The organism is Rhodococcus sp. S3 (assembly GCF_058211795.1).
Genome location: NZ_CM177074.1, coordinates 2396551 through 2411144 on the forward strand (window position 1 = coordinate 2396551; position 14594 = coordinate 2411144).

The following is a 14594-nucleotide window of genomic DNA, read 5'->3' on the forward strand; positions in this document are numbered from 1 at the left end:
CGAGGACGTCGTTATCGAACGCTAGAAAAACTGTGGTGATCCCCACAACGACCGCGCGGTGTGTGGGGATAGCATCACACCGAAGGCAACCTACCCTTTTCGAGGTTGTCCACCTCCGGCCGACAACGCCGTCCGTACAAAGCCTGCAAACCCGCAGTAGGAGGAATCGCCCGTGTCATTAGCTGCAGAAGCCGAGGATGCCGCGCGCGCATACGCGCAGTGGCAGGACGCGGTGGCGGGGGTGCTGGCCAAGTCCCGACGCGTCGACCCGGCCGAACTCGGACCCGAGCCGCAGCGTCTGCTCGAGACCACGACCTACGACGACGTCACCGTCGCGCCGCTGTACGGCGTCCGCGACGAGCGCGACGAAGCGCCGCTGCCCGGTGAGTTCCCGTTCGTCCGCGGCGGCTCGTCCACGCGCGACGTCAACACCGGCTGGCTCGTCGACGTCCGCTTCACCGGCACCGACGCGGCCTCGGTCAACGAGCGCATCCTCGACGCCCTGAACAACGGCGTCAGCTCGGTGTGGCTCGGTCTCGGCGCCGGCGCGGTCCCCGTGGACGCGCTCGACACTGCGCTGAGCGGTGTGCTCCTCGACCTCGCGCCGGTCCGTCTCGACGCCGGTGCCGACGCGGTCGCAGCGACCACCGCCGTGTACGCCGTGCTCGACAACCGCACCGACATCGAGGACCGCACCGCCGTGCGCATCTTCCTCGGTGCAGCGCCGCTCACCAGCGCGTTCTCCGAGCGTCCCGACGTGCCCCTCGCCGAGGCCGTCGAGCTGGCCCGGGCCGCCGCCGACCGCACCGAAGCGGTGCGTGCCCTCACCGTGGACGGCACCGCCTTCCACAACGCCGGTTCGTCCGACGCCGAGGAGCTCGGCGCCGCGATCGCTGCCGGCCTCGACTACGTGCGAGCACTCGTCGACGCCGGGGTTCCCGTCGCGGCCGCGCTCGGCCAGCTCGAGTTCCGTCTCGCCGCGACCGACGACCAGTTCCAGACCATCGCCAAGTTCCGCGCGGGTCGTCAGGTGTGGGCGCGCGTCGCCCAGGTCGCCGGTGCCCCCGAGGCCGGCAACGCACCGCAGCACGCCGTGACCTCGGCGGCGATGATGGCCCAGCGCGATCCGTGGGTGAACATGCTGCGCACGACCCTCGCCGCCTTCGGTGCGGGTGTCGGTGGCGCCGACGCCGTCACGGTCCTGCCGTTCGACTCCGCGCTGCCGGCCGGTGTGCTCGAGGTGTCCGAGGCGTTCTCCGCCCGGATCGCCCGCAACACCCAGCTGCTGCTGCTCGAGGAGTCCAACCTCGGTCGTGTCCTCGATCCCGCCGCCGGTTCCTGGTACGTCGAGGAACTGACCGCGCAGATCGCGGAGAAGGCGTGGGGCTTCTTCCAGGAGATCGAGGCGGCCGGTGGCTACCGCGCCGCTCTCGAGTCGGGGCTGATCGCCGAGCGTGTCGCGCAGACGCGTGCCCGCCGCGAGTCCGACATCGCGCACCGCAAGTTCTCGGTGACCGGTGTCAACGAGTTCCCGAACCTGGCCGAGAAGCCGCTGCCGGTCGGTGTCGCCGAGGCCGGCGCGTCCGCCGCGCGGTACGCCGCGCCGTTCGAGGCCCTGCGCGACCGCTCCGACACCTACCTGGCCTCGCACGGTGCCCGGCCGAGGGTGCTGCTCGCCCCGCTCGGACCGATCGCCGAGCACAACGTGCGTGCGACCTTCGCGGCGAACTTGCTCGCCGCCGGTGGCATCGAAGCGGTCAATCCCGGACCGCTCGATATCGACGCCGACCTGTCGTCCCTGGTGGGCGACACCGGAACGTCCGTCGCCGTGCTGTGCGGCACCGACACCCGCTACGGCGAGCAGGCCGGTACGGCCACCGCTGCGCTGCGTGCGGCGGGGATCACGACGGTGCTGCTGGCCGGACCGGAGAAGGCCGTGAAGGACGCACAGGGCGACGATCGTCCGGACGGCTTCCTCACCGCGCGCATCGACGCCGTCGCCGCCCTCACCGACCTGCTGAACACTCTGGGAGCGTAAGTGAGCATCGAACACGAAATCGGCAGCTTCGCCGACGTCCCGTTGACGGACCCGGCAGCGCCGGCGCCCACTGCTCCCACCGCGGAGCAGGCCGCCGCGCTCGTCGAGTCCGTCGCCGAGGCGAACAACTACAGCACCGAGGACGTCGTGTGGTCGACGCCCGAGGGCATCGACGTCAAGCCGGTCTACACCAAGGCCGACCGCGACGCCGTCGTCGCCGAGGGCTATCCGCTCGGCAGCTACCCGGGTATCGCCCCGTTCGTGCGCGGGCCGTACCCGACGATGTACGTGAACCAGCCGTGGACCATCCGCCAGTACGCCGGCTTCTCCACCGCCGCCGAGTCCAACGCCTTCTACCGGCGCAACCTCGCCGCCGGTCAGAAGGGTCTGTCGGTGGCCTTCGACCTGGCCACGCACCGCGGCTACGACTCCGATCACCCGCGCGTGCAGGGTGACGTCGGTATGGCCGGTGTCGCGATCGACTCGATCCTCGACATGCGTCAGCTGTTCGACGGCATCGATCTGTCGCAGGTGTCGGTGTCGATGACCATGAACGGCGCGGTGCTGCCGATCCTGGCGCTGTACGTCGTGGCGGCGGAGGAACAGGGCGTCAAGCCCGAGCAGCTGGCCGGAACCATTCAGAACGACATTCTGAAGGAGTTCATGGTCCGCAACACCTACATCTATCCGCCGAAGCCGTCGATGCGGATCATCTCCGACATCTTCGCCTACACCTCGGCGAAGATGCCGCGCTTCAACTCGATCTCGATCTCCGGCTACCACATCCAGGAAGCCGGCGCGACGGCCGACCTCGAGCTCGCCTACACCCTCGCGGACGGCATGGAGTACATCCGCGCCGGACTCGACGCGGGCATGGACGTCGACAAGTTCGCGCCGCGCCTGTCGTTCTTCTGGGCGATCGGCATGAACTTCTTCATGGAGGTCGCGAAGCTACGCGCCGGTCGCCTGCTGTGGAGCGAGCTCGTCGAGAAGTTCGGGGCGAAGAACCCGAAGTCGAAGTCGCTGCGTACCCACTCGCAGACCTCCGGCTGGTCGCTCACCGCGCAGGACGTCTTCAACAACGTCGCCCGCACCTGCGTCGAGGCGATGGCCGCGACCCAGGGCCACACCCAGTCGCTGCACACCAACGCGCTCGACGAGGCGCTGGCGCTGCCCACCGACTTCTCGGCGCGCATCGCCCGCAACACCCAGCTGCTGCTGCAGCAGGAGTCGGGCACCACGCGGCCCATCGACCCGTGGGGCGGCTCGCACTACGTCGAGTGGCTCACCCACGAGCTCGCCAACAAGGCCCGCGCCCACATCGCCGAGGTCGAGGCGGCCGGCGGTATGGCACAGGCGATCTCGGAGGGCATCCCGAAGCTGCGCATCGAGGAGGCGGCCGCCCGCACCCAGGCGCGCATCGACTCGGGTCGCCAGCCGGTCATCGGTGTCAACAAGTACCAGGTGACCGAGGACCACGAGATCGAGGTCCTCAAGGTCGAGAACTCGCGTGTGCGGGCCGAGCAGCTGGCCAAGCTCGAACAGCTGCGCGCCGACCGCGACGAGGAGGCCACTCGCGCCGCCCTCGACGCGCTCACCCGCGCCGCCGGTGCGCAGAGCCAGGGTCTCGACAACAACCTGCTCGCGCTGGCCATCGACGCGGCCCGCGCGAAGGCCACCGTCGGTGAGATCTCGGACGCCCTGGAGAAGGTCTACGGCCGTCACCAGGCGGAGATCCGTACGATCAGCGGCGTGTACCGCGACGAGGCCGGCAAGGCCACCAACATCACCGCCGCGACCGAGCTGGTCGAGAAGTTCGCCGAGGAGGAGGGCCGTCGCCCCCGCATCCTCGTCGCGAAGATGGGCCAGGACGGTCACGACCGAGGCCAGAAGGTGATCGCCACGGCCTTCGCCGACCTCGGATTCGACGTCGACGTGGGACCGCTGTTCCAGACCCCCGAAGAGGTCGCCCAGCAGGCGGCCGACAACGACGTGCACGTCATCGGCGTGTCGTCGTTGGCCGCGGGTCACCTGACGTTGGTCCCTGCCCTCAAGCAGGCACTGGCCGAGGTGGGCCGCGAGGACATCATGATCGTCGTCGGTGGTGTCATCCCGCCGGGTGACTTCGACGAGCTCTACGCGGCGGGTGCGGCGGCGATCTTCCCGCCCGGCACCGTGATCGCGGATGCGGCGACCGGTCTGCTGACCAAGCTCGCCGCGCAGCTCGGCCACCACCTCGGAGGCTGACGTCGGCATGAGCGACACCTCGGCCGGCGCCGCGCAGACCCGCCGACGGCAGATCGACGTCGACGCCCTCGCCGAGGCCGTGCTCGCCAACGAGCGGGCCGGCCTCGCGCGGGCGATCACGCTGATCGAGTCGACCCGCGACGACCATCGGGAGCGGGCGCAGCAGTTGCTGCTGCGCCTGCTCCCGAAGGCGGGCAACGCGATTCGTGTCGGTATCACGGGTGTGCCCGGTGTCGGCAAATCGACCTTCATCGATGCGCTCGGCATGTATCTGCTCGAGCAGGGGCATCGGGTCGCGGTGCTGGCCGTCGACCCGTCGTCGACCCGCACGGGTGGTTCGATCCTCGGCGACAAGACGCGGATGGCGCGTCTCGCGGTGCAGCGGGACGCCTACATCCGCCCGTCGCCCTCGGCCGGCACGCTCGGTGGGGTCGCGAAGGCCACCCGCGAGACGATGGTGCTGCTCGAGGCCGCCGGTTTCGACGTGATCCTCGTCGAGACCGTCGGTGTCGGGCAGTCCGAGGTGACCGTGGCGAACATGGTCGACACCTTCTGCTTCCTGACCCTGGCCCGCACCGGCGACCAGTTGCAGGGCATCAAGAAGGGCGTGCTCGAACTCGCCGACCTGGTGGCCGTCAACAAGGCCGACGGGGAGTTCGAACGCGACGCGCGGGTCGCCGCCCGCGAACTCGCCGGCGCGATGCGCATGGTGCATCCGCACGACGCGATCTGGAAGCCGCCGGTGATCACCATGAGCGGCATGACCGGCAACGGTCTGGACACCTTCTGGGACACCGTGCTCGAGCACAAGAAGGTGCTCACCGAGGCGGGCATGTTCGAGGAGAACCGGCGCCGTCAGCAGGTGGACTGGACGTGGACGATGGTGCACGACCAGCTGTTGCGTCGTCTCGAGACCTCCCCGCGCGTGCGGGCGATCCGCAAGGATGTCGAGGCCGGGGTGCGCGACGGTTCGCTGACCGCCGCGCTCGCCGCGCAACGCCTGCTCGACGCCTTCGACGGGGTGAACGACCCCGGAACGTCCGGCGAGGACTCCTGATCCCATGAGCCGCCGCACGATCGCCGCCACCGTTCTCGGTGCGTTCGCGATCGTCGCGGCGGCTCATGTCGTCTTCCAGGTTCTCGCGCCGGATTCGGCGTTCACCGACGTCTCGCAGTGGTTCCTCATGCCGCTGCTCGCGCTCGGACTCGTCCTCGTCACGTCCGCACCGCGCGACCGGCTGGTCGTGGGCACGCTTGTGGCGCTGGGGTTCTCGTGGCTGGGGGACACCGCGCCCGATCTCGTCGAGGGGGATGCCTCGTTCCTGGTGCTGGTGGGCTTCTTCCTGTGCGCCCAGCTCACCTACATCGTCGCGTTCCGGCCGTACCGGCGGTCGAGCGTGGTGCGGACCCGCCCGTGGGTGGTCGGTCTCTACGCCCTCGCGGTGATCGCCATGGTCGCCGTGTGCGCTTCGGCGGCAGGGATTCTCGTGGTCCCGATGGCGGTCTACGCGTCGTGTCTGGCGGCGATGGCGGTGCTCGCCACCGGTCTGAACCGGACGGCGGCGGTCGGCGCGATGCTCTTCGTCGTCTCCGATGCGCTCATCGCCGCGCGTGCCTTCGTCGACGCGGATCTGCCTGCCGTGGGGTTGTGGATCATGGCCACCTACATCGCGGCCCAGGCCCTGATCGTGCGCGGTGTGCTCACCGCGCACGATCGGCGCGGACGGGCCTACAGGTCGAGCAGTTCCTTGGCGACGGTCACCGATGTCGGGGCGTCGAGCGACGGGTAGTCGCCCCACTGCCCGCCGGTGATGGACACCTCCACGTCGGGCAGCTGGATCTGGGTGACCGAGACGGCGGCGACCGAGACGGCCTCTCCCATGGTGTAGGCGACGCCGCCGGCGGCCTCGATGTCGGGGTCGGGAAGCAATTCGAGACCGCCGGTTTCGAGGTCGCTCGCCGACGGGACGTTTCCGGATCCGGGTGCCAGGACGATCTCCACCGACCGGATCTCGTCGAGGTTCGTCGCGGTGTCCGGGGTCTCCCACGCGCAGTAGACGCTGTACTCGTCCACGCCGCTCGACGAACGCAGGCTCAGGCCTTCGATGTAGGGGGCGACGGCGGGCGCGACATCGTCGCACGATTCGAAGCGGGCGAGGATGTCGCTGCCGAGGCCGGTCGGTTCGCCGACGGTGTCGGCGTCGAAGGTGGTGTCGACGGCTGCGGAGTCGGCGTCCGAGGCGGTGTCGGAGGAGGCGTCGTCGCCGGAGGAACACGCTCCGAGGAGCAGAGCGCCGGCGAGGGTCGCGGATGCGACCGCGTATCGGGTCAGATTCACACGGCGCATCGTAGCGTCCGTACGAGTTGTATGTGATCTTGGTTCCGCCCGGGCGGTCGAGGGCCGCGACACCGTGCGTTACAGCCCGAGAAGCTGCTTGGCGACCGCCACGCCGCCCGCCGGATCGAGGACCATCGCGGCATCGCGGCCGCCGACGGTGATCGACACGGAGGCCTGGGGGAGTTCGACGCCGGTCGCGGTGAAGGCGGTGCCGGCCATGTTGATCGGCATGCTGTGCGCGAATCCGCCGGCCGCTTCGATGGCGGGATCGGGAAGCACCACCAGGCCGGTCTTCGCCGCGGTGGCGGGTGTGACGGTCTCGGGTTCGACGACGACCTCGACGGAACGGAGTCCGGAGGGCGGCTCGCCGGCTCCGGCCTCCCACACGCAGTTCACGCGCTGGGTGCTCACGATGCCGCCGGGAGCGGGCGTCAGCCCGTCGATGTAGCGCTCGAGGGTCGCGCCGATGGCCTCGCAGCTGGGGAAGCTCTGTGCGATCTTCACCAGATACGGCGATTCGGCGGAGGTGGACGTCGGGGAATTGATGTCGGCTGCGTTGCGGATGCCGACCGTGGAATCGTCCGAGGAACAGGCCGTCAGAGCGGCGCCGGCGGTGAGGAAGACGAAGGCACCAGTATGTATTCGCTTTTGTCGCACGCGGGCATAATAGCGATTATCAAGCGCCGTCGGGGGAGCGTGGTGACGGGGTGGAATTCAGGCGAGTCTCGTTGTGTCCGGGCACCTCCCGAGGCTCCGGACGGGCCCCGGCGAGGGGCGTCGCGTCGGCGCCTTCGAGCAGTGCCACCGGCGTCGGCTGCGCCAGCGGTTCGAGCGAACCGCTCTTCTCCGCGGCGGTGAGGCGCGAACGCTTCCAGGACACGATCAGCAGGGTGAGCCAGGCGGCGACGATGGCGAGGTAGAGCACCGCCAGTGCCGGGCCCGAGAGTTCGAACGCCTTGGCGAGCTTGTGCGCGTTGGTCAGCACGATGACACCGCCGACACCGGTACCGAGCAACGTCGCGGGCACACGGCTGACCAGCCACGCCGCGACCGGCGCCGCGAGGGCACCACCGAGGGCGAGACCGGCGACGATCACCAGATTGCCGAGCGAGTCGTGCCCGAGCCCGAACAGGAAGCCGACGCTCGCCGCGACCGCGACGAGGAACTCCGACGCGCTCACCGAGCCGATCACGGTGCGCGGTGCCGTCTTGCCGCGGGAGAGCAGGGTGCTGGTGGTGATCGGGCCCCAGCCGCCACCGCCGCTCGCGTCGATGAATCCGCCGAAGAAGCCCAGCGGCGACAGGAATTTCGCGGTGTGCGGGGAGGTGCGGGCAGGGGCGACCGCCGGGGGTCGCACCGAGAAGCGCAACGCGACGTACACGCCGATGGCCAGCAGGATCCCGGCGGTCACCGGTTCTGCGGCCTCGGTCGACAGTCCCGACAGCACGGTCGCGCCGAGGAAGGCGCCGATGGCGCCGGGAACACCGAGCCGCAGCACGACCTTCCAGTCGATGTTGCGGAACCGCCAGTGCGAGGCACCGGAGACGAGGGTGGTTCCTACCTCGGCGAGGTGCACGGCGGCGCTCGCGTGCGCCGGACCGACACCGCTGAACAGCAACAGGGTGGTCGCGGTGACACCGAAGGCCATGCCGAGTGCGCCGTCGACGAGCTGTGCGCCGACACCGACGAGCGTGAAGATGAGCAGATTGAACATGCGTTGGCTCCGAAAGCTGGAAGAACCCGAAAAGTTGGACGAGCGGCGAAGCGCTCAGCAACACTCCCGGGTGCAACACAGACAATCGAAGCAGGCGCCGCGACGGGTCGGCCAGAACGGCATGAGCGCGAGACGAGCGGCCGGAGCCATCTCGGTACTCGTCGCAGCCATGGTCACGTCCTCAGGTCTCGTTCCGCGCGCGGATCGTTCGGTCCGGTCGAGCATAGCCCGTCGAGGCGACGGAGCCACACTCGGCGGGCTATGCGCGCCCGATCGGGCGCGCCGGACGCGAGGTCAGCCGAGGCGGCGTGCGGAGATCTCGAAACCGGCCGCGCGGAGCCGTTCGCTGAGCACGTCCCCGAAGGCCACGGCGGGGGTGAGGACGCCGCCACCGGCGTGCAGGGCCGCGCCGCCGAGCGCGAGCGAGAGGGCGGACTCGCCGAGCATCACGGCCGTGGCCTTGTAACCCGGGTCGCCCTGCGCGGAGAACCGCGCGGTGTAGCGGGCACCCGACTCGGTCGAGGCGTACAGATCCACCGTGAAGTAACCGTTCTCGCGGGTCTTCTCCGACGGTCCCTCACCGGGCGCGGGCAGGAGCTTGTCGAGGACGAACCGTGTGGGCGGGAACGACAGGCCGGCGGCGAGGGCGCCCGTGCCGAGTCCGACGAGCCCGGCGAGGACGGGGGACAGCGGCGAGGACCCGACGCTCATCACCTCCCGGTAGCGGAAGCGGCGTCCGTAGGCCCAGTCGCGCAGCGCGTTGCTGCGTCGCACGATGCGGGTGTTGTACGAGGCCATCACGAACGGGGCCAGCCGGCCCGAGACCTCCGGGGCGACGGACTTGCCGTCGAAGAACGCGAAGTCGTTCTGCCGACCGAGATCGGGTTCCCGAGCAGGATCGGGGGACAGCGAGTACGGGCGCGCGGCGATCTTCCGTGCGGCGGCATCCTTGCGGATCGCGTCGAGCTGTTGCCGGAGCGAATCGATGGTTCCGCCGCTCACGCCGCCGCGGAAGGAGCCGAGCACGAAGGTCGTGTCGGTGAGCGGCAGGTTGCCGTCGGCCTCCGCGGCGCGGTAGAGCGCGTGGACGCCGAGGTCGGACGGGACGGAGTCGAAACCGCAGGAGTGGACGATGCGGGCGCCGGTGCGGCGGGCCACGTCGTCGAAGCGGTCGATGCTCTCGCGGTGGAAGAGCACCTCGCCGGTGAGGTCGACGTAGTCGGTGCCGGCCTCGGCGCACGCCTGCACGAGCGGCAGCCCGTACGTGGCGTAGGGACCGACGGTCGTGATCACCACGCGGGTGGACTCGGCGAGCGTGGTCAGCGAGGCGGGATCGTCGGCGTTCGCCTCGATCAGCCGCCAGTCGGTTCCGAGGTCGGCGGCGAGCTTCTCGAGTTTGGTGCGTGAACGTCCTGCGAGTCCGACGGCGACGCCGTCGGGGAGGTTCTCGGCGAGATAGGCGGCGGTGAGGCGCCCGACGAAGCCGGTGGCGCCGTAGACGACGATGTCGAGATCCCGGGAGACAGTCATGTCCCCACCCTACTCAGGAGTAAGTCTTCGGGGCGACCTTCGTCACACGGATCCGGTGCCACAGCACCACCCATGAGATCAGCACGGCGAGCGCGGCGAGGGCGCGGACCGCACCGAGCGCGGACTCCGGGTAGATCACGCCGGTGAGGTAGTGATCGATGAACCCGCTCGGCGGCAGACCCTCCTGGCCGGCCCCGCGGCGGGCCCAGTTCTCCACCGCGGTCAGCGGGCAGTCGAACCCCACGGCCACCGAGGCCGCTCCCCACACCACGGCGACGACGTGCGCGACGATCGTGCGGGGCCACCGCCACGCGAGGAAACCACCGAACGCGACGTAGAGCACGAACAGCAGATGCACGAAGGCCGTGAGGTCGGCGACCACCCGGAACGCCATGTGCCCAGGGTAGAACGAACGGCCGCGGAACGAACGCGGTTGCCGGAGGGCGGGCGGTGCCTCAGCCGGCCTTGATGACGAGCACCGGCACCGACGACTCGGTGATCAGCCGCTGCACCGCCCGCTCGACGAGGAACTTGCCGGTCGCGGTGCGCCCGCGGCTGCCGATGACCACGCGTTCGGCGCCGCTGCGCGCGAGCAGTTCGACGGTCGTGCCGACCGGATCGCCGTCGTGGACGGCCGAGAGCAACTCCCACCCGTCGGTACCGGCCACCTCGCTCACCTGTGCCCGCACGTCCTCCACCTCGTCGGGCTCGTCGAGCGGGTGGAGCACCACCAGCGACTGCTGCCGATCGGCGGCCTCCCGCACCGCGGCCTGCAGAGCGATCCGGCCTTCGGGGGTATCGGCGTGAACGACAGCGACAGTCATGACTCTCCTCGTGCGGGCCTGCGGGGACGTCCTCCATTATCGCCGCGGCCCCGAGGCCGGGCCACGATCGACGGTGTGGAACCGGTCTCCCCGAATTTCGGGGTCCGGATCACCAGGGTGCCGGGCGGAAGTCCTTGAGGAAGCATCCGTACAGGTCCGTACCGGTCTCGCCCTGGACGATCGGGTCGTAGACGCGGGCCGCGCCGTCCACGAGATCGAGCGGCGCGTGGAAGCCTTCCTCGGCCAGCCGCATCTTGGTGTGGTGCGGCCGCTCGTCGGTGATCCACCCGGTGTCGACGGCGGTCATGAGAATGCCGTCGGTGAGCATCTCCTCGGCGCTGGTGCGGGTGAGCATGTTCAGCGCGGCCTTGGCCATGTTGGTGTGCGGATGCCCGGCGCCCTTGTAGCGGCGACCCGCGAACTGCCCTTCCATCGCCGAGACGTTCACGACGTACTTGCGGCGTGCCGGGGATGCGGCGAGCGCCGGACGCAGACGGTTGACGAGGATGAACGGCGCCACCGAGTTGCACAGCTGCACCTCGAGCAGTTCCAGCGGCTCGACCTCGCCGACGGTCTGCACCCAGCTGTTGGTGTGCACGAGATCCGGCAGCAATCCGCCGGCGTCGACGGCGACGCCGGCCGCTACCCGCTCGGGTGTCGCCGAGCCGGCCACCAGTGCCAGCGAGGTCAGCGAGTGCGCCGACAACTCGGCCGGCAGCGACCCGGCCAGGGCGGCCGGGTGGGCGTCCGAGGGCTTGCCGAAGGTCAGGACCTCGGGGCGAGGGCCGGCGGGCAGCGGATCGGCCTCCGCCTCGGCGAGCGCCGAGTAGGCACCGGGGGAGCGGCGCACCGTCTGCGCGGCATTGTTGATGAGGATGTCCAACGGACCCTGCGCGGCCACATCGTCGGCGAGGGCGACCACCTGGGCGGGATCACGCAGGTCGATGCCGACGATGCGCAGCCGGTGCAGCCAGTCGCCGCTGTCCTCCATCGCGGTGAAGCGGCGGATCGCGTCGTTGGGGAACCGGGTGGTGACGGTGGTGTGCGCGCCGTCGCGCAGCAACCGCAACGCGATGTACATGCCGATCTTGGCGCGCCCGCCGGTCAGCAGGGCGCGACGACCCCGCAGATCGGTGCGCGCGTCGCGCTTGGCGTGGTTCTCCTCGGCGCAGGTCGGGCACAACTGGTGATAGAAGGCGTCGACGCGGGTGTACTTGTCCTTGCAGATGTAGCAGTGCCGCGGACGCAGCAGCGTTCCCGCGCTCGCACCGCGCGTCGCCGACGCGAGCGGGAGTCCGGCGGTCTCGTCGTCGATGCGGGTGGGGGAGGCGGTGGCGGTCGCGGACAGCACCTGACGGTCGGCGTCGACGCGTTGCTTGCGGGCCTCGTTGCGGCGCAACCGCTTGAACTTCTTGAACATGTGCCCCACGGCCCGCTGCACGGTGATCGCGTCGGGATGCTCGGCGTCGAGACCCGCCGCCTGGTCGAGCACCCGCAGGCAGGTGGCCAGATCGTCGGGGTCGATGCGGGTGAAGCCGTCGGTGGCGGGCTCGGCGGTGGTGTCGCTGTGGGGGTTCATCTGCCTTTTTCCGTGTGCTGCTGTATGCCCGATCGTATCGGGCAGGATGATCGTGTCCGAATTCCCGTGCAGGTACCGGAGGAACGATGAGCCCGAGCTCCCCCTTGTCCAAGAAGAAGTTCGCCGAACTGAGCCGCCCCCAGCAGGCGCTGGTGGTCCTCCTCGCGGTGGTGCAGTTGTCGCTCGCCATCACGGCCTGGGTCGATCTGGCGAGGCGACCGGCCGACAAGATCAACGGCAGCAAACTGCGCTGGGCGCTGACCATCGCGGTGAACTTCTTCGGTCCGATCCGGTACTTCCGCAAGGGCCGCCGGGACTGAGCGGACCCCGGACGAACCGAAGGCCCCGAACCGATATCGGTTCGGGGCCTTCGGGTTTCGGAGTGTCCGAGGGGGGACTTGAACCCCCACGTCCGTTAATAGGACACTAGCACCTCAAGCTAGCGCGTCTGCCATTCCGCCACTCGGACCGACGCCCACACGGGGCATGTCGGTAGAACCCGCTCCCGCGGGCGCTGAAGAAACAGTAGCGCATGGGGCGCCCGATCCCCAAAACGGCACTTCAGGCGCGCCCGCGGTACTCGACGAGCCGGACCTCGTATGGATCCGCGCGCTGATTCGTCAGCCGCTACGGCAACCGCCGCCGCGGCTGACGAAAGCGGTAGCGGCTGTCGCCCGTTCGATCGTTTCCCGACAACGACGAAGGCCCCGAACATGATGTTCGGGGCCTTCGTCGTCTGTCTCGACTCAGAGTGTCCGAGGGGGGACTTGAACCCCCACGTCCGTTAATAGGACACTAGCACCTCAAGCTAGCGCGTCTGCCATTCCGCCACTCGGACCTGATGCTCGCGCCCGCTCGTCGTGGGCGCTGTGAAAGAGTAACCCACCGCGCCCACGGTCCCAAATCGCCACCTCCACCTGCGGTGATCCGAACTGTCGAGATGGTGGACGGGCGGTGGTAGACATACGGCCATGGCCAATGACATGAGCGCCCACCAGCCGTCCCGGGCGGAGGAGGAGGTCGTCGACCTCGTCTCCCGCCTCATCCGGTTCGACACCTCCAACACCGGCGAACCCACCACCACCCGCGGCGAACGCGAGTGCGCCGAATGGGTGGCCTCCGTGCTCGAGGAGGTCGGCTACGAGACCACCTACGTCGAATCCGGAGCGCCGGGCCGCGGCAACGTCTTCGCGCGGCTTCCCGGCTCCGACCCGAGCCGCGGTGCCCTCATGCTCCACGGCCACCTCGACGTCGTGCCGGCCGAAGCCGCGGACTGGAGTGTGCACCCGTTCTCCGGGGCCGTCGAGAACGGTTACGTGTGGGGACGCGGCGCGGTCGACATGAAGGACATGGTCGGGATGATGATCGCCGTCGCCCGCTACTTCAAGGTCGAGAACATCGTGCCCCCGCGCGATCTGGTGTTCGCGTTCGTCGCCGACGAGGAGGCCGGAGGCAAGTTCGGTTCGCAGTGGCTGGTCGAGCACCGGCCCGAGCTGTTCGAGGGCGTCACCGAGGCCGTGGGGGAGGTCGGCGGGTTCTCCCTGACCGTGCCGCGCCCCGACGGCACCGAACGTCGCCTGTACATGGTCGAGACGGCCGAGAAGGGCATGCGCTGGATGCGCCTGACCGCAACGGGTGTCGCCGGGCACGGCTCGTTCCTCCACGAGGACAACGCCGTCACTGTCCTCTCCCGCGCGGTGGCCCGGCTCGGATCACACACCTTCCCGCTGGTCGTCAACGATTCCGTCGCCGAGTTCCTCTCCGTCGTGAGCGAGGAGACCGGCCTGGACTTCGATCCGGCCTCGCCGGATCTCGAGGGGGCGCTCGCCAAGCTCGGGTCGATCGCCCGCATCGTGGGCGCGACCCTGCGCGACACCGCGAACCCCACGATGCTCGACGCCGGGTACAAGGCCAACGTCATCCCGCGCACCGCGCACGCCGTCGTCGACTGCCGCATCCTGCCGGGCCGGCTCGCCGAGTTCGAACGCACCGTCGACGAGTTGATCGGCCCCAACGTCACCAGGGAGTGGATCACCGGGCTCGAGCCGTACGAGACCACCTTCGACGGCGACCTCGTCGACGCGATGAACGCGGCGATCCTCGCGCACGACCCGATCGGCCGGACGGTGCCGTACATGCTCTCGGCCGGCACCGACGCCAAGGCGTTCGCCAAGCTCGGTATCCGCTGCTTCGGTTTCGCGCCGCTGCAGTTGCCGCCCGATCTGGACTTCGCGGCGCTGTTCCACGGTGTCGACGAGCGTGTCCCCGTCGAGGCACTGCGCTTCGGCACCCGGGTCATGGAACACTTCCTCATGCACGCCTAG

At 69.6% G+C, this 14594-nt stretch carries 13 protein-coding genes and 2 tRNA genes; 6 read left to right on the top strand and 9 right to left on the bottom strand.

The window, feature by feature from the left end; all coding sequences use genetic code 11:
- Positions 1 to 172: 172 nt before the first annotated feature.
- The 4 genes from mutA to AC0LPE_RS11190 are packed head-to-tail and all read left to right on the top strand — an operon-like array spanning position 173 to position 6075.
- A complete protein-coding gene (gene mutA, locus AC0LPE_RS11175; protein WP_106199845.1) occupies positions 173 to 2038 on the top strand; it encodes a methylmalonyl-CoA mutase small subunit in 1866 nt (621 codons plus the stop codon).
- Complete coding sequence (scpA, locus tag AC0LPE_RS11180; protein ID WP_106199843.1) at positions 2039 to 4285, top strand: methylmalonyl-CoA mutase; 2247 nt, start codon at positions 2039 to 2041, stop codon at positions 4283 to 4285.
- Between the two features lie 7 nt (positions 4286 to 4292).
- Complete coding sequence (gene meaB, locus AC0LPE_RS11185) at positions 4293 to 5342, top strand: methylmalonyl Co-A mutase-associated GTPase MeaB (protein WP_088899304.1); 1050 nt, start codon at positions 4293 to 4295, stop codon at positions 5340 to 5342.
- Between the two features lie 4 nt (positions 5343 to 5346).
- Positions 5347 to 6075 (top strand): lysoplasmalogenase, encoded by a 729-nt coding sequence (locus AC0LPE_RS11190; protein WP_490606216.1) that lies wholly within the window; start codon positions 5347 to 5349, stop codon positions 6073 to 6075.
- Here the strand turns inward: AC0LPE_RS11190 and AC0LPE_RS11195 are convergent.
- The 7 genes from AC0LPE_RS11195 to AC0LPE_RS11225 form a co-directional block, all read right to left on the bottom strand.
- Positions 6015 to 6632 (bottom strand): hypothetical protein, encoded by a 618-nt coding sequence (locus tag AC0LPE_RS11195; RefSeq protein ID WP_088899302.1) that lies wholly within the window; start codon positions 6630 to 6632, stop codon positions 6015 to 6017. The genes AC0LPE_RS11190 and AC0LPE_RS11195 overlap by 61 nt on opposite strands.
- Before the next feature lie 69 nt (positions 6633 to 6701).
- On the bottom strand, positions 6702 to 7280 hold the full coding sequence (locus AC0LPE_RS11200) for a hypothetical protein (RefSeq protein WP_016693110.1): 579 nt from the start codon (positions 7278 to 7280) through the stop codon (positions 6702 to 6704).
- Positions 7281 to 7299: 19 nt separating this feature from the next.
- On the bottom strand, positions 7300 to 8337 hold the full coding sequence (locus AC0LPE_RS11205; protein WP_490606217.1) for a sulfite exporter TauE/SafE family protein: 1038 nt from the start codon (positions 8335 to 8337) through the stop codon (positions 7300 to 7302).
- A gap of 294 nt (positions 8338 to 8631) precedes the next feature.
- Positions 8632 to 9867, bottom strand: a complete 1236-nt coding sequence (locus tag AC0LPE_RS11210; RefSeq protein ID WP_490606218.1) for a saccharopine dehydrogenase family protein — start codon at positions 9865 to 9867, stop codon at positions 8632 to 8634.
- Between the two features lie 13 nt (positions 9868 to 9880).
- Complete coding sequence (locus AC0LPE_RS11215) at positions 9881 to 10261, bottom strand: DUF2784 domain-containing protein (RefSeq protein WP_490606219.1); 381 nt, start codon at positions 10259 to 10261, stop codon at positions 9881 to 9883.
- A gap of 61 nt (positions 10262 to 10322) precedes the next feature.
- Complete coding sequence (locus AC0LPE_RS11220; protein WP_160875092.1) at positions 10323 to 10691, bottom strand: universal stress protein; 369 nt, start codon at positions 10689 to 10691, stop codon at positions 10323 to 10325.
- A 109-nt stretch (positions 10692 to 10800) separates the two neighbouring features.
- Complete coding sequence (locus AC0LPE_RS11225; RefSeq protein ID WP_088899297.1) at positions 10801 to 12270, bottom strand: SDR family oxidoreductase; 1470 nt, start codon at positions 12268 to 12270, stop codon at positions 10801 to 10803.
- An 86-nt stretch (positions 12271 to 12356) separates the two neighbouring features.
- On the opposite strand from AC0LPE_RS11225, the gene AC0LPE_RS11230 reads away from it, so the two are divergent.
- Positions 12357 to 12590, top strand: coding sequence for a PLDc N-terminal domain-containing protein (locus AC0LPE_RS11230; RefSeq protein ID WP_160875094.1), 234 nt, complete (start codon positions 12357 to 12359; stop codon positions 12588 to 12590).
- Between the two features lie 63 nt (positions 12591 to 12653).
- Here AC0LPE_RS11230 and AC0LPE_RS11235 read toward each other — a convergent pair.
- A tRNA-Leu gene (locus tag AC0LPE_RS11235) sits at positions 12654 to 12739 on the bottom strand.
- 283 nt (positions 12740 to 13022) lie between these two features.
- A tRNA-Leu gene (locus AC0LPE_RS11240) sits at positions 13023 to 13108 on the bottom strand.
- A 133-nt stretch (positions 13109 to 13241) separates the two neighbouring features.
- On the opposite strand from AC0LPE_RS11240, the gene AC0LPE_RS11245 reads away from it, so the two are divergent.
- A complete protein-coding gene (locus AC0LPE_RS11245) occupies positions 13242 to 14594 on the top strand; it encodes a M20/M25/M40 family metallo-hydrolase (RefSeq protein WP_160875096.1) in 1353 nt (450 codons plus the stop codon).